General features: G+C 71.2%; 18 protein-coding genes and 1 pseudogene. 3 read left to right on the top strand and 16 right to left on the bottom strand.

The features are described from left to right. Positions 1-21: 21 nt before the first annotated feature. The 9 genes from V5O46_RS13635 to V5O46_RS13595 form a co-directional block, all read right to left on the bottom strand. The gene (locus V5O46_RS13635; RefSeq protein WP_332884835.1) at positions 22-1,329 is read right to left on the bottom strand and encodes a hypothetical protein; all 1,308 of its coding nucleotides are present in this window, start codon (positions 1,327-1,329) and stop codon (positions 22-24) included. A gap of 144 nt (positions 1,330-1,473) precedes the next feature. Continuing rightward, on the bottom strand, positions 1,474-2,526 hold the full coding sequence (locus tag V5O46_RS13630; protein WP_332884834.1) for a glutamate ABC transporter substrate-binding protein: 1,053 nt from the start codon (positions 2,524-2,526) through the stop codon (positions 1,474-1,476). A 14-nt stretch (positions 2,527-2,540) separates the two neighbouring features. After that, on the bottom strand, positions 2,541-4,001 hold the full coding sequence (locus V5O46_RS13625) for a hypothetical protein (RefSeq protein WP_332884833.1): 1,461 nt from the start codon (positions 3,999-4,001) through the stop codon (positions 2,541-2,543). 161 nt (positions 4,002-4,162) lie between these two features. Further along, the gene (locus V5O46_RS13620; RefSeq protein WP_332884832.1) at positions 4,163-5,134 is read right to left on the bottom strand and encodes an N-acetylglucosamine kinase; all 972 of its coding nucleotides are present in this window, start codon (positions 5,132-5,134) and stop codon (positions 4,163-4,165) included. Further along, complete coding sequence (locus tag V5O46_RS13615; protein ID WP_332884831.1) at positions 5,125-6,393, bottom strand: 6-phospho-beta-glucosidase; 1,269 nt, start codon at positions 6,391-6,393, stop codon at positions 5,125-5,127. The genes V5O46_RS13620 and V5O46_RS13615 overlap by 10 nt, the downstream gene beginning before the upstream one ends. Positions 6,394-6,494: 101 nt before the next feature. Beyond that, positions 6,495-7,385: a carbohydrate ABC transporter permease gene (locus tag V5O46_RS13610; protein ID WP_332884830.1), complete on the bottom strand. Its 891-nt coding sequence runs from the start codon at positions 7,383-7,385 to the stop codon at positions 6,495-6,497. A gap of 3 nt (positions 7,386-7,388) precedes the next feature. Next, positions 7,389-8,330: a carbohydrate ABC transporter permease gene (locus V5O46_RS13605; protein WP_332884829.1), complete on the bottom strand. Its 942-nt coding sequence runs from the start codon at positions 8,328-8,330 to the stop codon at positions 7,389-7,391. Positions 8,331-8,340: 10 nt separating this feature from the next. After that, a complete protein-coding gene (locus tag V5O46_RS13600) occupies positions 8,341-9,687 on the bottom strand; it encodes an ABC transporter substrate-binding protein (protein WP_332884828.1) in 1,347 nt (448 codons plus the stop codon). Between the two features lie 136 nt (positions 9,688-9,823). Continuing rightward, positions 9,824-11,086, bottom strand: coding sequence for an ROK family transcriptional regulator (locus V5O46_RS13595; RefSeq protein ID WP_332884827.1), 1,263 nt, complete (start codon positions 11,084-11,086; stop codon positions 9,824-9,826). 351 nt (positions 11,087-11,437) lie between these two features. Here V5O46_RS13595 and V5O46_RS13590 point away from each other — a divergent pair, with 351 nt between their 5' ends. Beyond that, complete coding sequence (locus tag V5O46_RS13590) at positions 11,438-12,016, top strand: phosphoesterase (RefSeq protein ID WP_332884826.1); 579 nt, start codon at positions 11,438-11,440, stop codon at positions 12,014-12,016. Continuing rightward, a complete protein-coding gene (locus V5O46_RS13585) occupies positions 12,013-13,584 on the top strand; it encodes an alkaline phosphatase D family protein (protein ID WP_332884825.1) in 1,572 nt (523 codons plus the stop codon). Before V5O46_RS13590 ends, V5O46_RS13585 begins: the two co-directional genes overlap by 4 nt. A 66-nt stretch (positions 13,585-13,650) precedes the next feature. On the opposite strand, the gene V5O46_RS13580 is transcribed toward V5O46_RS13585, so the two are convergent. Then, positions 13,651-14,775, bottom strand: a complete 1,125-nt coding sequence (locus tag V5O46_RS13580) for a mechanosensitive ion channel family protein (RefSeq protein ID WP_332884824.1) — start codon at positions 14,773-14,775, stop codon at positions 13,651-13,653. 327 nt (positions 14,776-15,102) lie between these two features. On the opposite strand from V5O46_RS13580, the gene V5O46_RS13575 reads away from it, so the two are divergent. Then, the gene (locus tag V5O46_RS13575) at positions 15,103-15,639 is read left to right on the top strand and encodes an HNH endonuclease (protein ID WP_332884823.1); all 537 of its coding nucleotides are present in this window, start codon (positions 15,103-15,105) and stop codon (positions 15,637-15,639) included. A gap of 37 nt (positions 15,640-15,676) precedes the next feature. On the opposite strand, the pseudogene V5O46_RS13570 reads toward V5O46_RS13575, so the two are convergent. The 6 genes and pseudogenes from V5O46_RS13570 to V5O46_RS13545 form a co-directional block, all read right to left on the bottom strand. Beyond that, positions 15,677-16,072, bottom strand: a pseudogene (locus tag V5O46_RS13570) (Uma2 family endonuclease); the annotation flags it as partial. A gap of 191 nt (positions 16,073-16,263) precedes the next feature. Continuing rightward, positions 16,264-17,442 (bottom strand): winged helix-turn-helix domain-containing protein, encoded by a 1,179-nt coding sequence (locus tag V5O46_RS13565; protein WP_332884822.1) that lies wholly within the window; start codon positions 17,440-17,442, stop codon positions 16,264-16,266. Positions 17,443-17,668: 226 nt separating this feature from the next. Continuing rightward, entirely contained in the window at positions 17,669-18,442 is a 774-nt protein-coding gene (locus tag V5O46_RS13560; protein WP_332884821.1) for an NAD(P)H-dependent oxidoreductase, read from the bottom strand. 223 nt (positions 18,443-18,665) lie between these two features. Next, the gene (locus V5O46_RS13555; RefSeq protein WP_332884820.1) at positions 18,666-19,061 is read right to left on the bottom strand and encodes an ectoine synthase; all 396 of its coding nucleotides are present in this window, start codon (positions 19,059-19,061) and stop codon (positions 18,666-18,668) included. Between the two features lie 48 nt (positions 19,062-19,109). Further along, positions 19,110-20,384: an NAD(P)/FAD-dependent oxidoreductase gene (locus V5O46_RS13550; RefSeq protein WP_332884819.1), complete on the bottom strand. Its 1,275-nt coding sequence runs from the start codon at positions 20,382-20,384 to the stop codon at positions 19,110-19,112. Continuing rightward, the gene (locus V5O46_RS13545; RefSeq protein WP_332884818.1) at positions 20,381-20,578 is read right to left on the bottom strand and encodes a ferredoxin; all 198 of its coding nucleotides are present in this window, start codon (positions 20,576-20,578) and stop codon (positions 20,381-20,383) included. Before V5O46_RS13545 ends, V5O46_RS13550 begins: the two co-directional genes overlap by 4 nt. Between the last annotated feature and the right edge of the window lie 7 nt (positions 20,579-20,585).

Below are 20,585 nucleotides of genomic sequence, written 5' to 3'. Positions count from 1 at the left end.
GCATTGCCTCCCCCTCGTCGCTCAGCCGCCGGGCCGGGTGCCGCCGAGCTGTTCCGCCGCGGCCTGCTGGTAGCGCAGCACGGCCTGCTCGGCGACGCGCAGGTCGCAGGGTGCGCTCCACAGCATGCGGCGGGCCTTCTCGTACTTCTCCACCAGCTCGGGCTCCTCCGCCAGGCCGTGCCGGGCGACCTTCGCCTTGTACGCGTCGAGCCGGCCGCGCAGCTCGGCGCGGACCGCCAGCGGTGCGGTGACCGCGGTCAGCGACTCGCGGGCCCGGACCAGTTCGTCCTCCGCCTTCTGCTCCAGTGACTCCAGCAGCGGTGACAGCCGGTGCCACTGGGCGTGTCTGCGGTACTCGGCGGCCGTCGCCAGCTGCTCCTGCAGCACGGTCGGCGGTCCGCTGACGACCGGCACCTCCGTCGCCGCGATCTTCGCCAGCACCTCCCCGCGCGCGGTACGGGCCTCGGCCAGGGTGCGGTCCGCGCGCGAGAGCACGTCCCGCAGCCGCACGATCCGCTGCTCCGCGTCCTGGCGCACCGTCAGTACCGCGTCGATCTCGCGGCGTACGTCCTCCAGAGCGCGCGCCTGACGGTCGTACGCCGTGGTGTCCGGGCGACCGCCGCCCGGCGCCGAGCTGCCCTCGGCCGGCAGCCAGAACGCCAGCGGGTCGGACACCACCTGCTCGCGCAGCTTCGTCAGGGTGCGGGTGATCCGCTCCAGGTCGTCGCCGGCCGGATGCTCGCCGGGGCGGACACCGACGGAATGGGCGAGCTGCCGGGTGCGCTGCAGCTCGGCGGCGAGCAGATCGATACGGGCGGGCAGCGCGGACCAGACCGCGTCGGCGGCGACCACCATGTCCAGGGAGGTCGCGTACAGCTCGTTCATCCGGTCCACGAGTGCGGCCAGCGAGAAGCGCTCGGCGAGCCGGGGCGCGCCGCCGCCCGGAGTGCCGTTCAACGTGGGCGCGTCGGCCGTGGCGGTGGCGCCGCCGGCCACGGTCACGGCGTCGCCGCGCAGCAGCTCGGTCAGCTCCGCGAGGTCCTCGCGGCTGGACCAACGGCGGCGGGAGCGGATCTCCCGGGCGGTGCGCAGCGCCCCGGAGTACGCGTCGAAGTAGGCCCACAGCAGCGTGATCGACGCCTCGGCGGCCTTCCAGCGTTCGGCGGTCCGTCCGGTCAGGCCGGCGCCCTCCAGGAGCCTGCGGCCCGCGTGGTCCTGCAGAGCGAGCAGCGAGGTCTCGACCGCCTCGTGCTCCGCGCCGAGCCGCGCCAGCGCACGGTCCACCTCGTCCCGGTCCATCACCGGCCCGGTGGGTCCCGCGCCGCCCATCGATCACCTCTCGCTGTGTCGGACGTGCTCTCTGCCGTGCCTGTGCCTGGATCTGTGCTTGGGTCTGCGCCTGTTGTCAGTTGTCCGGGACCTGGTGACTGTCCGCCAGTCGTCCGTCCTGCCGCTGCCGGACTCGTGGGCCGGTCAGCTGTCGCGCTCGTACTCGGGCGGCGGAGGCGCCGACTTGGCCGCTTCCGCGCGTCCGCCCAGTGTGGCCGAGAGCCACCGGTCGTACGACGCCTGCCAGCCGCCCGCGGTGTGCGCGCGGTAGTCCTCCAGGATCTGATTGACCCGCCTCACCAGATCGTCGGCGTCCTTCCGCATCGCCACGCCGTAGTACTCGGTGGTGAAGGCGTCGCCCTTCAGCTCGACCGTGGGGTCCTGCGCGGCCTGGCTGGCGGCGAGCGCCCCGTCGGTGACCACCGCGTCGACCTCGCCGAGCTGCAGCCGGACCAGACAGTCGAGCTGGTTCGGCACGGTGGTGCCGAGGTCGGCGGAGGCGGACAGCCGGCCCTGGCGCTGGTCCTGCTCCAGGGTGCTGAACGCCGTCGAACCGGTCGCCGTGCAGATCTTCTTGCCGGCCAGGGTGTCGTCGTAGCCGGTGATCGGCGAGGACTTGTGGGCCAGCAGCTGCTGTCCGGTCCTGAAGTAGGGGGCGGAGAACGCGACGTCCTGCAGCCGGGAGCAGTTGATGGTCATGGTGCGGACCACCATGTCGACCCGGCCGCTCCGGATCGCGGGTATGCGCTGGTCGGTGGGGATCGCCTTGAACTGCACGGCGTCCGGGTCGCCGAGGACGTCCTCGGCGATACGGTGCACCAGGTCGATGTCGAAGCCCTCCAGCCGGGCCTCGCCACCGCTGTTGGGGTCGCGGTAGCCCCACCGGTAGCTGTTCTGGTCGACGCCGACGACCAGCTTGCGACGCTCGCCCTCGCGGCTCTTGATGGCCTCGATCGTGGGGCCGTCCGCGCCGGACGGGGCCAGCGTCTGCTTCTCCGGCTCGGTGCACTCCTCCCCGGCCACCGCCTGGCTGCCGCGGACCGCACCCTGGCCGCCGGCCGGTGTCCCCTCGCCGGCGACCTGTGACCGGGCCAGCGGCAGCAGCAGGGCGAAGAGCACCGCCAGGGCGCAGACGACGGCCATGGCGCCCACCCCGCCCCAGCCCCTCAGGCCGGCCCGCAGTCGTCGTGCACGCATCCTCGCGCCCCCTTTCACCGGTACTCCGACAGCCGGCGGCCGATGCCCAGCACCGCGCCCGCCGCGCCCAGCACCGCGAGGGTCGCGGCACCCGCCGGCAGGCCCGTCATCGCGTCCCGGCCGCCGCCGGCCGCCTGCTCGAACTCACGCTCCTCGTGGGCGATGGCGTCGGCGAGGGCGGCGTCGACGTTGTCGAAGCACTCGCCGGTGGTGCCCTTGCCGCCGATCACCCGCTCCAATGCCTGCTGGTAGTTGCCGTTCTCGTCCTGCTCGCGGGCCGCGGTGTGCCGTTTGTTCCACTCGGTCATGCCGCCGACCGCCGTGCTGACCGGCCGCTCGCCCGCCTCGTCGTCGGCCAGTTCCCCGGCCTCGCCCAGGCGGGCCTGGAGGGTCTTCATGTCCTGCCGGAAGTCGTAGTCGTAGGCGTCGTACGTCTCCCCGTCCACCTTGGTGGTCTGCGCGCCGCGGGAGACCAGCGTCAGGTTCTCGTTGCCCCGGGCCTTGAGGGAGGCGATGCGCGCGTCGTGCAGCGCGTTCAGCGAGCGGACGCCGTGGTCGCGGGAGTCGTGCAGCTGGGCGCGGGCCACGCTGTGGCCGATGGCCAGCCACAGCAGCACCACCGTGGTGGCGGCCGTGGCCGCGACCAGGCCGTGGTTGAGGACCCGGTTGGTGCGCCGGTAGGTGCGGTGCTGGGCCCAGGCGAGCGCGGCCAGAGCGGCGACGCCGAGGGCGATGGCCGCCCATGGGTAGGGGGTGGCGTCCGCGTAGTCGGCGCTCAGCCGCCGCTTCTCCGTGATGTAGAGCTTCTGGGCCGCCGGGAGCATCTCCTGCTGCATCTTCTCGTTGGCGTAGCGCAGATAGGCGCCGCCGACCGGGAAGCCCTGGCGGTTGTAGGTACGGGCCCGCTCGACCAGCCCCTTGTACTCGGGCAGCAGGCGGTTGAGTTCGGCGATGGTGGCGGCCGACGGGGAGCCGGGGTCGGAGTTGGCCGCGGCGTTCACCAGGCCGGCCGCCGCGGTGCGGATGTCCTTCTCGTACCGCTCACGGGTGGCCCTGGTCTCCTGGCCGCCGGCCAGGAAGCCGCTGGAGGCCGCGGTGTTGGCGTCGGCGAGGGAGCGGTAGATGTCGGCGGCGTCGGAGGTGAGCGGCTGGCTGCGGGTGAGGACGTCGTCCGCGGCGGCGCCGCGGTCGCTGGTCTGCCAGGCGGTGACGGCTCCGAAGGCGATGACGAGCAGGGCGAGTACGGCTCCGATGGCGCGCAGCCGGCCGGGCTCGGTGGTGGCGGCGGCGCGCAGCCGGTCGACTCCCTCGGCGAACGCCGTGCGCCGCGGCCGGGGGCGGGGCTGCGGGGCATGACCGGGCGGGTGCGGCCCGGTCGGGTCCAGGGGGCCCGGTTGCGCAGGGACGGCCGGCAGTGTGGTGGGCGGGCCCGTGCGCGGCGGTGCCGGTGTGCCGCTCCTCGGCGGTTGTGTCACTGCTGACCTCCCCCATGGTCATCCGTAGCGCCAAGTATCGCTCCCGGCACCGGCATCCGCACCGGCGCTCACCCGATCTTGGTGCGATCCGTGTGCCCCGCACCACCCCCTGCCCATGAATACGCCCTCGGAATCGGTTCGGTTCCCACCCGTACCGGGCCTCAGCCACCCCAGTGCGTACGGGCCCGGGCGTGCGCCCCCGGAGCCGCCCCCAGGTGGTCCAGCCCCAGCAGCACCGCCCCCAGCACCGGGCGGGCGGTCACCACCCGCGGCTCCGCCTTCGGGGCCCGCTCGGCCAGCAGGTGGCGTATCCGCGTGTCGAGCCGGGGGTGCCGGGCGGCCAGCACACTGCCGCCCAGCAGTACCGGCGCGGCCTCTTCCAGCAGCTGGAGCCGGGTCAGCGCCACCACGGCCATCGCCACCACCTCGTCGGCCTGCCGGTCGACGATCGCACCGGCGACCGGGTCGCCGTCCGCGGCGGCGGCGAACAGCACCGGCGTCAGCTCGTGCCGCCGATCCTCCGTGATCCGGCCCAGATGCAGCGCCTCGATCAGGGCGTACACGGACTCCAGCCCGAAGTGCGCGGGGAGAGCGCGGGCCAGCGCGGTCGGCTCCCCGCGCCCGTCCTCCGCGCGCGCGGCATGCCACAGCGCCTCCTCGGCCAGCCCCGAGCCGCCGCCCCAGTCACCGGAGATCCGGCCCAGCGCCGGGAACCGGGCGGTGCGCCCGTCGGGGCGCATACCGACGCAGTTGATGCCGGCGCCGCACACCACGGCGACCCCGCGCGGCTCGGCGACGCCGGCCCGCAGGATCGCGAAGGTGTCGTTGCGGACGTCGACGCCGTCGCCCCACGCGCGCGCGTGCAGCGCGGCGGCGAGCTGTTCCTCCTCCGCCGGCAGATCGGCGTTGGCCAGGCACGCCGAGACATGGTCCACACCGGTGACGCCCGCTTCCGCGAAGGCCCGCGCCACCGTCCCGGCGAGCGCGTCCACCGCCCGTTCGACACCCACGGCGGGCGGGCGGAAACCGGCGCCGCGGGCCGTGCCGAGCACCTCCCCGCCGGCGGTCACCACCGCCACGTCGGTCTTGCTGTTGCCCGCGTCGACGGCGAGGACACGTGCGCTCAGGCCCACGCCAGGTGCTCCCGGTTGTGTGCGATCAGCTGGTCGGTGAGGCGCTCGGCACGGTCGTACCGGCCGATCAGCGGGTGGGCGAGCAGCGCTCGGAAGACCCGGTTCCGCCCGCCGTGCAGGGCCGCCTGCAGTGCCAGGTCCTCGTAGCCGGTCACACTTGCCATCAGCCCGGCGTACAGGGGGTCCACCTGCGGCACCGGCAGCGGGCCGGCGCCCTTGCGGTCCACCGCCGCCTGCACCTCGATCACGGCGTCGTCGGGCAGGAACGGCAACGTCCCGCGGTTGAGGGCGTTCACGACCTGGTAGGGGGCCGCCCCGGCCCCGCCCAGCAGGGCCGCCGCCAGGTCCACGGCCGCCTCCGAGTAGTAGGCCCCGCCCCGCCGGGCCAGCAGCGCGGGCTTCTCGTCCAGCGCCGGGTCGGCGTACAGCTCCAGCAGTTCCCGCTCCATCGCCGCGACCTCGGCCGCCCGGGACGGCTTGCCGCGCTGTTCCGCCACGACCTCGTCGTGCGCGTAGTAGTAGCGCAGGTAGTAGGAGGGCACCACGCCCAGCCGGTCCAGCAGCGCGCGCGGCAGCCGCAGGTCGGCGGCGACGGCGTCGCCGTGCTCCGTCAGCAGCCGTGGCAGAACGTCCTCGCCCTCCGGTCCGCCGAGCCGCACCCCGGTCTCCCAGGTGAGGTGGTTCAGGCCCACGTGGTCCAGGTGCACGTCGCCGGGTGCGACGCCGAGACGCGCGGCGAACCTGCGCTGCAGGCCGATCGCCACGTTGCACAGCCCCACCGCCCGGTGCCCGGCCTGCAGCAGGGCGCGGGTGACGATGCCGACCGGGTTGGTGAAGTCGATGATCCAGGCGTCCGGGTTGGCGCGCCGGATCCGCTCGGCGATGTCCAGGACCACCGGGACCGTGCGCAGCGCCTTGGCGAGCCCGCCCGCGCCGGTCGTCTCCTGGCCGACGCAGCCGCACTCCAGCGGCCAGGTCTCGTCCTGCTCGCGGGCCGCCTGGCCGCCGACGCGCAGCTGCAGCAGTACCGCGTCGGCGCCGTCGACGGCGGCGTCCAGGTCGGAGGTGGTGGTGATCCGCCCGTCGTGTCCCTGCCGGGCGAGGATCCGGCGGGCCAGACCGCCGACCAGCTCCAGCCGGTCCTTCGCCGGATCGACGAGGACCAGTTCCGTCACCGGGAGGGCGTCCCTGAGCCGGGCGAAGCCGTCGACGAGTTCGGGTGTGTAGGTCGAACCGCCGCCGACCACGGTGAGTTTCATGAAAGTAAGCCTCTGTCTCAGTCAGCCTGTGTCTCAGTCAGCCTGTGCTTCAGTCAGCCTGTGCTTCAGTCAGCCCGTGCTCAGGGCAGCCTGTGTCTCGGTCAGCCCTTGACTCCGGTCAGCGTGACGCCCTCGACGAACGCCTTCTGCGCGAAGAAGAACACAAGGATCACGGGGGCCATGACCAGCACCGTCGCGGCCATGGTGAGGTTCCAGTCGGTGTGGTGGGCGCCTTTGAAGGACTCCAGGCCGTAGGAGAGGGTCCAGGCGCCGGGGTTCTCGGAGGCGTAGATCTGTGGCCCGAAGTAGTCGTTCCAGGCGTAGAAGAACTGGAACAGCGCCACCGCCGCGATACCGGGTCTGGCCATCGGCAGGACGACCCTGAGCAGGGTGCGCAGCTCGCCGCAGCCGTCCACCTTCGCCGCGTCCAGGTACTCGTCCGGGATCGTGGTCAGGAACTGGCGCAGCAGGAAGATGGAGAACGCGTCCCCGAACGCCATCGGGATGATCAGCGGCCACAGGGTTCCGGACAGGTCCAGCTGCTTGGCCCAGAACAGATACATCGGGATGATGACCACCTGCGGCGGCAGCATCATCATCGAGATCACCAGCATCAACGCCGTCCTGCTGCCCCGGAAGCGGAACTTGGCGAGCGCGTACGCGACGGGCACGGACGACACCACCGTCAGCACCGTGCCGAGCCCGGCGTACAGCAGCGTGTTGCGCCACCAGGTGAGAAAGCCCGGGGTGTCGAAGACCCTCCGGTAGTTGTCCCACTGCCAGGTGTCCGGCACGAGGTCGCGGGTGAGCGCCTGCTGGTCGCTCATCAGCGAGGTCAGCACCACGAAGACGAACGGCAGGGTGAAGAAGAGCGCGGCGGCCACACCGAGGGAGTGGACGGCGATCCACTCCAGCACCGCCCGGCGCCGGGCCGGCCGCGGCCGCCGGGCCGGCGTGTCCGCCTGCACCGGCCGCTCCAGTAGCTGCGTCATCGGTCAGTCACCTGCCTGGATCAGTCCGCCCCGGCGCCGCATCAGCAGGGCGGTGCAGGCCATCGCCAGCGCGAACAGCACCAGCGCCACCACACAGGCCGCCCCGTAGTCGAAGCGCTGGAAGCCGAGGTTGTAGACGAGCTGGGGGAGGGTCAGGGTGGACTTGTCCGGGTAGCCCGGCTCGAAGGACTGGCCGGAGCCGCCGATGATCCCGGAGGCGACCTTCCCCGCCACCAGCGGCTGCGTGTAGTACTGCATCGTCTGGATCACGCCCGTGACCACGGCGAACAGCACGATCGGCGAGATGTTCGGCAGCGTCACGAACCGGAACCGCTGCCAGGCCGACGCCCCGTCCAGCGAGGCGGCCTCGTACTGTTCCCTCGGTACGTCGAGCAGCGCGGCCATGAAGATGACCATGAGGTCGCCCACGCCCCACAGCGCCAGCGCGGTCAGCGCCGGTTTGGACCAGTCGGCGTCCGTGAACCAGCCGGGCGCCGGCCCGCCCAGCCCCTCCAGCACGGAGTTGACCGGCCCGGTTCCCGGGTTGAGCAGGAAGACGAACGCGAGCGTCGCGGCGACCGGCGGGGCGAGGTAGGGCAGATAGAACAGGGTGCGGAAGACACCCGAGCCGGTCCTGATCCTGGTGACGAGGAGCCCGACGCCGAGCCCGAACACCACCCGGCAGCCCACCATCACCAGCACCAGCCACACCGTGTTGCGCAGGGCGGGCCAGAACAGCGGGTAGTCCTGGAAGACGTACGTCCAGTTGTCCGGGCCCCGGAACTCCGGGACGCCGAACCCGTCGTACTTCATCAGCGAGAAGTACACGGTGGACACCAGCGGGTAGGCGAAGAAGACCCCGAACCCGATCAGCCACGGTGACAGGAAGGCCACCGTCCGGAGCGCCGAGGCCCGGCGTTTGGCGCGGAGCGTGTGCACGGCCATGGGGTGCCCGCTACTTCGCCTGCTCGATGTCGCGGTCGATCTGCGCGGCGGTCCTCTCCAGCCCGGCCCGCAGATCCGTCACCTTGCCCGACTCGTACCGGTAGCCGAAGTCCTGGATCGTCAGCTGGTACGTGGAGCCGTTGACGGAGGCCGGCGGGGTGTTCGACCCCGGGTGCTGTGCGATGTCCAGGAAGGTCCGGAACGCCGGGTCGGTCTCGAGGCCCGACGACTTCAGCGCCTCGAACGTGGAGGGCACGTTGCGGATGCCGTTGGCGAAGGAGACGACCGCCTCGGTGTCGGTCGTCATGTACTTCACCAGCTCCCAGGCCGCGTTCTGCTTCTGGCTCTGCGGGGCGATGCCCATGATCGTGCCGGACAGGAAGCCCTTGCCGTACTCGTCCACCTCGTCGTCGGCGACGGGCATCGGCGCGGTGCCGATCTCGAAGTCGACCCCCGCGTCCCTCGCCATGCCGAGCCGCCACTCGCCGTCGAGCTGCATGGCGACCTGACCGGTGTGGAACGGGTGCTCGGCGCCCCACTCGTCGCCGAAGGTGTTGCGGTACTTCTCCAGCTTCGCGAAACCGCCGAGGTCGTCGACGAGCTTCTTCTGGTACCTGAACATCTCCGCGAACGCCGGGTCCTCGGCGATGTTCGACCTGCCGTCCGCGTCGAAGTAGGCGTGGTCCCACTGGGACATGTAGTGGCCCACGGTGGTCTCGTAGCCGTGGAAGTTCGGCATGAAGCCGAGCTGCTCGTAGCCGTCGCCGCTGGGCTCGGTGAGCTTCCCGGCCACCTCGGCGAACTCGGACCAGGTCCTGGGCGGTTCCTCGATGCCGGCCGCGTCGAAGGCGTCCTTGTTGTAGTAGAGCCCGTACGCGTCGCCGAGCAGCGGCAGCGCGCAGCGGGTGCCCTCGAACCGGGTGTAGTCGAGCATCGGCTTCGGGATCATCGCGTCTAGGTCGAGCTTCGACTTCTCGATGAAGGGCTCGAGGTCGAGGAAGGCCCCCGACGAGCAGAACTTGCCGATGTTGGAGGTGGTGAACGACGACACCACGTCGGGGCCGTTCGAACCGCCCGCGCGCAGCGCCTGGTTGAGCTTGTCGTCGTTGATGTTGCCGACGACCTTGACCTTGATGTAGGGGTGCGCCTTCTCGAACCGGTCCACGTTCTCCTGCACGGCCCTGACCTCTGCGGGCGCGCTCCAGCCGTGCCAGAAGGTGAGGGTGGTCCCGGCCTTCGGGTCGTCGGTGGCGCCGGTGCCCGAGGAGCCGGACTGGCCGGTGCAGGCGGTGGGGAGGAGGACGAGGGAGGCGGAGGCGGCGAGCGCGACGGCGGCTTTTCCGGATTTTCCGGGCATGGCGGAGTCTCCTGTGGACGGGGGAGATGAAGCGCCCCGGGAGGGGCGGGGGCTGCAGGGGTATGTGACTCCGCCGCGCGGGCGCGACCGGCCGCATGCGGCCCGCGGTGTGGAGGCAGCCGCAGGTGTACGGCTCCTAGCGGAGCGCCAGCGTGTCGAAGACCTCGTCGCGGGTGGTCGCGAGCGCGTTCTCCAGTGCGCCGCGCAGCACGGGGTCCTCGGTCACGTCGCCGACGACGAGCCGGGGTCTGGCGGCGGCCAGTTCCTCCAGCTCGGCCTGGATCAGCAGGCGCAGCGGCTCACCGCCGGAGGTGAGCGCGGTGCCGCTGAGGACGACGAGCTCGGGGTCGAGGACGGAGACGAGGGAGGCCAGGCCGGTGGCCAGGCGGGTGGCGTAGGTCTGGAGCAGACGGCGGTAGGGGTGGTCGTCGGTCGGGACGGTCGGGACGGTCGGGTCGGTCCGGTCGGCCAGCCCGGCCCGGGCGGCACGGGAGAGGAGCTCGGGGGCGGTCTCGGTGTACCGGCCGGCCGGCACCCGCGGGACGCCGAGCTCGCGGGCCAGCTTCGGCACGGCCTGCGCACCGGCCAGCTCCTGGAAGCCGCCGCTGCCCGCCCGGCCGACCTGGCGGACCAGCGGGGTCCCCGGCACGGGCAGGAACCCGACCTCGCCCGCGCCGCCTGTGAAGCCCCGGTGCAGCCGGCCGCCGAGGACCAGGGCGGCGCCCAGGCCGTCCTGGTTCCAGAGCAGGACGAAGTCGCCGTGTCCGCGGGCGGCGCCGAGCCGCTGCTCGGCCACGGCGGCGAGATTGACGTCGTTCTCGTACTCCACCGGCATCGGCAGGGCCGCGGCGAGGTCGTCGAGGAGGGCGGGGGAGTGCCAGCCGGGCAGGTGGGCGGCGTAGCGCAGCCGTCCCGTGCCGGGGTCGAAGGCGCCCGGGGTGCCGACCACCAGCCTGCGGACGTCGTCCCGGGCCAGCCCGGCCGCCTTCACGGCACCGTCGAGGGCGTCGGTGACCTGCTGGACGACCGGGACGGCGGGGCGGCGGCCCGGGGTGGGCAGCTCGTACCGGCCGACGGTGCGCCCGGTGATGTCGGCGACGGCGGCCAGGATGCGCTCCGGTGTGACGTCGAGCCCGGCGGCGTACCCCGCGGCCGGGTTCACCTCGTACAACCGGGCACCGGGTCCCGGGCGGCCCTCGGTGGTGCCGCCGGCCAGCACCAGGCCCGCCGCCTCCAGCCGGGCCAGCAGCTGGGAGGCGGTCGGCTTCGACAGACCGGTGAGCTTGCCGATCCGGGTACGGGAGAGGGGACCGTGCTCGAGGAGCAGATCCAGGGCGGCACGGTCGTTCATGGCGCGCAGGACGCGCGGGGTGCCCGGCGTACCGGCCGTTCCTGCCATGGGTCGACACCTGCCTTTCGCGCTTCGGGGCCAGCCTGCCAGGGGTCGCCACGGGAGTGGTACCGCGGGTGCAGTAGCGAGCATTGTTAGGAAAGTTTCCTATCTGCTGTCGAACGTAATCCCGCAGCCGGGCGCCCGTCAAGAGCACCGGCACACGCCGACAGGTTCGGACTGCGGCGAACGCCCCGTGACGGCAAGGCCGTTGCCCGGCGGCCCGGCGGAGGCGCCCGCGCCGCTCCCAACTTGTCTGGACAAGTTGACGTGTCCGTTCCCCGCCCCGTATCCCCCGGTTCACCCCCGACTGCTGCGATGCACGTCGATCCCAACCCGTGCTCGATCGAGGAGGCTTGAGTGAATCTCGTGGTCAACGGCGATGCCGAGAGCGGACCCGGAGGGTCCGCGGAGCCGGTCACTGCGGTGACCGGCTGGGACATACGGGAGGGGGCGCCCGCGCTCATCCCGTACAGCCACGGAGGCGGCTACCCCGGGCCCGACACCCCCGGGCCCGCCGACCGGGGCAGCCGGTTCTTCTCCGGCGGCGACAGCCCCCGCACCGCACTCGTCCAGGACGTCGCGCTGCCCGTGCGCGGCCGCACCGGCCGCCGGTCCGTCGACGCCGGGCGGGTGCGCTACACCCTGACCGCCTGGCTCGGCGGATACGCGACCCAGGAGGACGGCGCCCGGCTGTCCGTCGAGTTCCGGGACGCCGCGGGGACGCCCGTCGCCCTCTCCGTGCTCGGCCCGGTGACCGCCGCCGAGCGGCTGTCCCGTACCGCGCTCGTGGAACGCACCGAGACCGCCACCGTGCCGCCCGGTGCCCGCACCGCGCGCGTGCTGCTCGTGTTCACCCGCAGCGGCGGCACGTCCAACGACGGCTACGCCGACGCCGTATCGCTCGCACTCACCCCGGCCGACGGAGGACGCAAATGACCCGGCTCAACCGACGCGACCTGCTCAGGGCGGCCGGCGCCGCCGGGGCCCTGAGCGTCGCCTGGCCGCTCGCCGCCGGCCTGTCGCCGGCCCAGGCCCTGGAGGCCGCCGAGGCGCTGGGCGCGCAGTACGACCGCGCGCCGTTCACCCTGGGCGTGGCCTCCGGCGACCCGCAGCCGCACAGCGTGCTGCTGTGGACCCGGCTCGCCCCCGAGCCGCTGGCCGCCGAGCAGAACCTGCCCGACATCGTCGAGGTCGACTGGGTCGTCGCCACCGACCCCCGGCTGCGGCGCGTCGTCGCCCGCGGCACGGCTCCGGCCTCCGCGACGCTCGGCCACAGCGTGCACGTCCCCGTCTCCGGGCTGCGCCCGGGAACCCGCTACTGGTACGCCTTCAGGGCACTGGGCAGACGCAGCCGGACCGGCCGCACGAAGACCGCGCCCGCCGGGCGCGTCGCCTCCGTCCGCTTCGCCGCCGCCAACTGCCAGGCCTTCCACGACGGCTTCTACGCCGCCCACCGCGGCATCGCGCGCGAGAACGTCGACTTCGTCGTCCACCTCGGCGACTACATCTACGAGCACGGGCAGGTCGGCGGCGTCCCCGAGGACCACGTCCGCGATCACGAGGGTCCCTCGGTCTTCACCGTCGCCGACTACCGCCGCCGCCACGCCCTCTACAAGGGCGACCCCTCCCTCCGCGCGGCCCACGCCGCCCACCCCTGGTTCCTGACCTGGGACGACCACGAGGTCGTCAACGACTACTCCGGAACCGGCGGGGGAGCACCCTTCATGCAGCGGCGGGCGGCCGCCTACCAGGCCTGGTACGAGAACATGCCGCACCGTGACGCGACCGCCGCCGCCACCGCGCTCCCCGACCCCGAGATCCACCGGGTCCGCCGCTGGGGCGACCTGCTGGAGCTGACCGTCCTCGACCTGCGTTCGTACCGCTCGGCACAGAACCTGTCCGACGGCACGATCCTCGGCGCCGCCCAGAAGTCCTGGCTGAAGCGGAACATCGACCGGGCACCGGACACCTGGCACGTCTGGGCCAACTCGATCATGCTCAGCCAGCTGCGCCGCAGCCCCGGCGGCTGGTACATGTTCACCGACCAGTGGGACGGCTTCCTGGCCGAGCGCAAGGAGGTCCTCGGACATGTGCACAGCGCCGGCATGGAGGACCTGGTCGTCGTCACCGGCGACTGGCACTCCGCCTTCGTCGACGACATCCGCCCCGACTACGACGACGTGTCGTCCCCGGTGATCGGTACGGAGTTCACCGCGCACTCGGTGACGTCGGGCGCCTACTCGGCGGACTGGAACCGGACCAACGGCCCCGTCATGGGCGCGGCCAACCCGCACCTGAAGTACTTCGAGGGCAACCGCTACGGCTACGACGTCTACGAGGTCACCCCGGAACGCTTCAGCGCCCGTATGCGGGTGATCGCCGACCGCCGCGACCCGGCATCGCCGGTCACCACGCTGACCACCTTCCACGTGGACCGCGGGAAGGCGGGCTCGTACGAGGACCCCGCGACGAGGGACTCCCCGGCGCAGTACCGCCGCGACTGAGGCGCCCGGCCGTCCCGCCCGGCACCGTGCCCGGCGGGACGGCCGGCCGCCGGCTGCCGGACGGCCCTACTTGGTCGTGCTCGTCATGCCCGACGTACCCGGGGTACCCGGCGGAGTGATCGGCGACGCGGCCACCGACTGCGGCGAGATGTTGCTGGCGAAGGCCGAGGGCGCCGCCATGCCGGCCGTCGGGTCGGCACCCTGCCCCGCCTCGCCCGTGGCGGGGTCGCCACCGACGATGGGGACACCGGCCGCGTCGAAGGCCTGCTTGACACGCCAGCGCAGCTCGCGCTCGACGCCGAGCGCCTTGCCGGGCATGGTCTTGGCCGAGACGCGTACGACCATCGAGTCGAGGAGCACGCTGTCCAGGCCGAGCACCTCCACCGGCCCCCAGAGCTGCTCGCTCCAGGGCTCGTCCTTGCTCATGTCCACGCCGACCTCGGTGAGCAGCTCCTTCAGCCGGTCGAGGTCCTCCGTCGGACGGACGGTCACGTCGACACCGGCTGTCGACCAGCCCTGGGAGAGGTTGCCGATCCGCTTGACCTCGCCGTTGCGGACGTACCAGATCGCGCCGTTCTCGCCGCGCAGCTTGGTCACGCGCAGCCCGACCTCGACGACCTCGCCGGAGGCCACGCCCGCGTCGATGCTGTCGCCGACGCCGTACTGGTCCTCGAGGATCATGAACACGCCGGAGAGGAAGTCGGTGACCAGGTTGCGGGCGCCGAAGCCGATCGCGACACCGGCGACACCGGCGGAGGCCAGCAGTGGGGCCAGGTTGATCTGGAAGGTTCCGAGGACCATCAGGGCCGCGGTGCCGAGGATCACGAAGCTCGCCACGGAGCGCAGCACCGACCCGATGGCCGCCGAGCGCTGCCGGCGGCGCTCGGCGTTGACCAGCAGCCCGCCCAGCGCACCGCCGCCCGAGGCCGGGGCGGCGCGGTTCATCCGGTCTATCAGCTTGGTGATCGCCCGCCGTACCGCCGCTCTGAGCACCGCCGCGATCACCAGGATCAGCAGCACCCGCAGCCCGATCGCGAGCCAGGTCGACCAGTTCTGCTCGACCCAGCTCGCGGCGTTCGTCGCGCTCTCCTGGGCGTCCCGGAGCGAGGGCACCGCCGGAGCCGTCGACTCCGCCGGGGACGGCGAAGGGGACGGATCGGCGGCCGGCAGGACGGCGGTGGACAGGGACACGGCGGAAACCTCCAGATGCGGTGCCCTCCGGCGCGGCCCGGGCGGCCGCGCGCAGTCCGGTCGTGGTCCAAGGTCACGAAAAGGTAACCGGACGGGCGGAAGACCACACTAACGGGGCACGGCGCCGGTTCCGGCTCGAACTTCAGGCCAGTAAGGGCACGCACCCGCGCTTGAACAGGTCACGCTCCGGGGGATGCATCCGATGTGGTCGAAAACACTCCCAGCCCGTTACCGGGAGATGGTGGCGCTTCCACCAGGCATGAGGGGAGACTGACTACGGATCGTCCCGGCGCGAGCCACGCGCCGCCGGCGTACAAGGAGGCATCCGTGCCGCATGTCCTGGTCCTCAACGCGTCGTACGAGCCGCTCGGCGTCGTACCGCTCCGCCGCGCGCTCGTCCTCGTCCTCGAGAACAAGGCCGTATGCCTCGAGGAGTCCGGCGCCTATCTGCACAGCGCAACCGTCACCGTCCCCGCACCCAGCGTGGTCCGGCTCAAACGCTTCGTGCGGGTCCCCTACCGGGGGCCCGTTCCACTCACCCGCCGCGCGCTCTTCGCCCGCGACGGGGGCCGGTGCATGTACTGCGGTGGCGTCGCAACCAGCGTCGACCACGTCATCCCGCGCTCACGCGGGGGCAAGCACGTCTGGGACAACGTGGTCGCGTCCTGCCGCCGCTGCAACCACGTCAAGGCCGACCGCCACCTCGGCGAGATCGGCTGGCGCCTGCGCCACAAACCCGCCCCACCCTCCGGCCTGGCCTGGCGCATCATCGGCACCGGCCATAGGGACCCGCGCTGGCTGCCCTACTTGCAGCCGTACGGCGCGGACGACGCCTTGGCCCGGATCGACGGCATCTCCGCCTGACGATCCGGGCCTCTGTCTTGCCCGGCCGGGACCGTGCTCAGCGCACCCGGCTCTGCAGCTGCTCGGTGTCCAGCGTGATCCCGACCGGCGCGGGGAGGATGACCTGCTTGCCGAAGGGCAGCGTCCGGCCGGTCTCGTACCGGACGGCGTCCGGCTGGCCGTGCACCTCGACCTCGCAGGTGTCCCGGTCGATCGGCAGACGGACCGGGTTGCCGGCCTCGGCGTAGGCCCGCGGCTTCTCGACCCGGTCGCACCGGTCGGTGTCGTAGTCGTAGTCGTAGTCGTAGTCGTACGAGGTGACCTCGACGGCCATGAGGACGGGAGCGGGGTCGGCCCACTCTCCCCGCCCGACGTAGGCGTCGGCCGGAACCAGGGAACCGTCCGGACGGGCTCGGCCCTGGCGGTAGGCCCCGACCGACAGGCGCTGAGCAGGTCGTACCGGATCACCGGCCGCACCCGGCGCGGACGGCTGGGCCGGAATTGCTCAGCGCCCGATTCCCATCCCGGCCACCCTGCTCGACCGACTGCGCACCCACGGTCAGCAGGACGCCACTGGTGGAGGTACGGCCACGACACGGGGAAGCCGATCGAGCGGGCACTGCAGTGACCCCTTCCGGGCGGTGATCAGGCCGGGGCGAGCGCGGTGGCAAGCGGGGCGGCGAGCGTTTCGGGGAGTACCCGCTCGGCGCGCACGGACGTGCAGCCGACCCACTCGGCGGCCTCCCGCAGCGCTTTCGCCGCGGCCGGTACGTGCCTGGCGCCGGTCAGCGAGATCTGGCGCGCCACCAGGGTCTGCCCCTCCCGCGCCGGATCCACCCTGCCCACCAGACGGCCGCCCGAGAGCAGCGGCATGGCGAAGTAGCCGTGCACTCGCTTCTCCTTGGGGACATACGCCTCCAGGCGGTGGGTGAAGCCGAAGACGCGTTCGGTGCGCGCCCGGTCCCACACCAGTGAGTCGAAGGGCGAGAGCAGCGTCGTGCGGTGGCGGCCGCGCGGCTGTTCCGTCAGAGCGGCGAGGTCGGCCCAGGCAGCACCCGCACGGCCGTCCTTGCCCCAGCCGGCGACCAGCACCTCGACCAGCCCGCTGCCGGGGAGTCCCGAGCGGACCTGCTCCACCGTCAGCCGTTGGTAGTCCGCGAGGTCCTTCACCGTGGCCACCCCCAGCGCCGCTCCCGCCCGCGCGGTGAGCTCGCGCAGACAGGCCGCATCGTCCAGGTCCTGCGCCAGCAGCTCGGTCGGCACCACCCGTTCGGCAAGGTCGTACACCCGTTTCCAGCCCCGGCGTTCGGTGCAGACCACCACACCGGTGTCCAGCAGCCACTCGATGGCGATCTTCGATTCCGACCAGTCCCACCAGGGGCCGCCGTTCTTCGCCCCGCCCAGCTCGGTGGCCGTCATCGGGCCCTCGCCGCGCAGCCGGGCCAGAACCTCGGCGCAGGAGCGTTCGCTGTCGGCCAACTTGTGCCAGCGGTGGCCGCGCCTGACGAACGCCCGGCGCCGGAAGGCGTACAACGGCCAGGCGTCGATGGGGAGTACACAGGCGGCGTGCGACCAGTACTCGAACGTGCGGGTGTGCCGCCAGTACGCCGCCTCCACCGCGCCCCGACCGACCGCACCGAGCCGGGCGTAGGGCACCAGCTCGTGCGAGCGCGCCAGCACGCTGATGGTGTCGAGCTGCACGGCGCCCAGCCGGCGCAGCACGGTCCAGGGGTCGCCGCGTCTGCCGTAGGGAGATCCGAGCAGGCCCTGGGCGCGCAGGAAGATCCGGCGCGCCTCGTCGGCGGCGAGGGTCAGTTCTGGCATGACAGCAGTCCGGGAGTCGGCACCGACACCGAGCGAGGCAGCCCCGTGATCCCGGACACGACTCCGTCATGCCGCGCGGGCCCGGTCTCGTCGAGGGCGCGGACGGGGCTCGCGGTCTCGGCCTCCGCCTCAGCCGGTGTGGCTGTGTTCTCGCTGGTCACAGGTGACAGTCCCGCATGATCGGAGTTCCACCGTTTCCTTCCTTCCACAGGATCCTCCAGCGTGCTCAGCGCCCGGTGCGGTAGTGGGCGGCGAGTCCGGTGATGTGGGGGCTGAGTTCGGGGCGCAGGACCAGGTCCTCGTCGTAGTCGCCGCCGTTCTGGTGGCGGAAGGGCAGCGGCTCGGTGTGCGGGAGGTCCCGCAAGCGCTCGCGCAAGGCCTTCGCGTGGAAGGCGTAGGCGTCGGCGTCCATGCGGTCGGCCCCGTGCACCAGCAGCGGCGGGAGGACGTCGATGCCCGCGTACCACAGAGTGCCGTGCTGGAGAGGGAAGAGCAGGTCGTCGAGTTCACCGTTGACACCACGCGGCCCCAGGCTTGCTTGGCGCGCGCCGGCACTGACGACGACCATGGCCCGCTTGCCGGCGAGCGCACCTTCGCCGTAGCGCAGCTGGCGACCCTGGGCGTCGTGGACGCCGAAGGCGAAACCGCCGACGAAGACGCGGTCGAACCAGCCCTTGAGGATGGCGGGCATCCCGTACCACCACAGCGGGAACTGCACGATCAGGGTGTCGGCCCAGGACAGTTTCTCGTGCTCGACGGTGATGTCGGGAGCCAGGGTGTCTCGGCGTACCGCCTCCTGTGCCGCGCTACCGACGATCAGCCGCTCGCCTCCCGGGTGGGAGAAGTCGTCGGCCGTCACGACCGGGTTGAACTTCATCGCGTACAGGTCGCTGATGCGGACCTGGTGCCCCTGCTCCTCGAGAGACCGGACGCCCTCGCGATGCAGGGAGCCGTTGAGGGAGCGGGGTTCGGGATGGGCGGTGAGCCACAGGACTCTCACCAGCGGATCCTTTCTTTCATGTGCGTGATCGTTCGGACGTGCCCGACCTGCCGTGGGCCGAACACGGAGTCCCCGTCGACGAGATGACGGGGACTCATGATGGAGCGGAACGAGGCGGATCGCACCTTCCACAAGCCCCGGAGGGATGTTTCAGGTCCTGTTCCGGCGCAGGACCGGGAATCGTCCTGGGCCGGATGGGCGGTGCGATCCGTGTGTGATGCCTCTATCCGTCCGTCAGCAGCGGATAGACCCCGTTCTCGTCATGATCCTCACGTCCGGTGAGCGCCGGCGTGAAGATGCACAGAAAGGTGCTGTCCACAATCGGCTTGATCGTGTGGTTGTCGGCGTCGTCCAGAATGTGCAGGGTGCCGGGTTCGATAATGTGCTCTTCGTTCTCGTCCCGATCGACCAGAATCATCTTGCCGGAGATGCAGAACACCGCTTCTACGTGATTCGCGTAGCAGATGTCGGTCTCGGTGCCGGCGTAGACCACTGTCTCGGACACCGAGTATCCGAATCCGTCCGATGCAAGCAGGATGCGCTTGCTCCGCCACGCGCCGCTGGCAGCCGTGACATCCCGGTCTGTGCCTTCGATCTCCGAAAGCCTACGAACCTGCATGACAGCCCTCCTGATCGTTCTCGATGTACGACGTGAGATGAACCTGCGCTAGTGGGCTTTCAGCGATTTCAGCAGCTCTATGTAGAGACTGTTGAACCGAGCTCCCTTGTCCAGGTAGGCAGCTCCGACCAGCACGTCTTCTCGCAGAAATTTGACGAGCACTCCGTGGTCCGGCCGGTCCAGGTCTCCACGGACAATCTCCATGGAGTCGGATGTCTTCGGGTTGCCGGCGATCTGGATGCGCAGTCCGAAGAATTCGGTGGCCGTGCTGGGGAAGTACCCGATTCTGGAGGTTCTTGAATCGTAGCCCAGGGACGACGCTACGGACCTACCCGCAAGATCGCCGGTGTCGATCGCGTTCTTCCAGAACTCCATACGCGTGAGGTTCGCAGTCCTCCACGGGTCGGGATAACGGGCGATATCCCCGGCCGCGAACACATCCGAAAACCCTGACACGCGCATGTACTCATCCACGCGCACCCCGTCGGACAAATCCAGACCGTTTCCGTGGAGCCATTCCACGTTGGGCACGCTTCCGATCGCCTCGATGAAAAGAGATCGATCCGGAGACGGCCTCGGATCCGGCGCGTCCGGGTCGTTCGTATCCCTGGCGGGAACGGCAGCGCGATCGCAAAGCAGCTCCTTCGCGGAATCTCCCGTCAGGAATGTCACACCATTCTGTGTGACCCAACGCCCGAGGGCAACCGAGATGCGCCTGCCGAGAATGCTCTCGAACGGACCGTGCCGCAGTGTTTCGAGCATGACGACTTCACAGCCGTATTCTTTGGCCAGCGACGCCAGCTCACAGGCAATGAATCCGGCGCCTACAATCGTGACCTTCCTGCTCGTTTGAAGTTCGTTGTGAATGTACTGCGCGTCGTCCAGACCCCGCAGAGTTCGATGGGTGTGCAACTCGCAGTCGTTGTCGCCCTCGACCGAGGTGCGCGGGCGCACACCTGCGGCAATGACGAGAGAGTCGTAAGCGAATGTTTCGCCTGTGCTGAGACGCAGGACCTTGTCACGCAGGTCCGCAGTCTCGACCCTGGTGTCGAGACGCCAGGTCAGAGCAGTGTTCTCGACGCCGTTGACCTTCAGATCCTCGGCGATGGTCGTTTCGAGGGAGTCCGTGGCGTCCGTGGGCTCCGTGGGGTCCGACAACGGATACCGCTTCTTCGTCAGTCCTGGCCGATTGTAGGTACGGTGGTCCTCGTCTCCGAAGATGACGATCCTGGCGTCGACCTTGCACTTGAGCAGCGCGTTGGCCGCTCGCAGGCCGGCTATGCCAGAACCGACTATGCCGATGAGCGGCGCTCCACCGGTCATGCGGCATCACGGCTCAAAAGGATGGCCTGCAGAGGGCAGGAGTCGATGGCATCCTCGATGTCATCGACGTGTTCCTCGTCGAACGACTCGTGATACTGAAGCTCCCCATCGGTGTCGAGCTCGAAGTTGGCCGGAGCCGATATTGCGCACAGTCCGTGGTTCTGGCACTTACTTCGATCGACGAAGATCTTCACGGTTTCC

This window comes from Streptomyces poriticola (genome assembly GCF_036689765.1).
GTDB lineage: Bacteria > Actinomycetota > Actinomycetes > Streptomycetales > Streptomycetaceae > Streptomyces > Streptomyces poriticola.
This window is presented reverse-complemented; position numbering and strand designations above follow the sequence as displayed.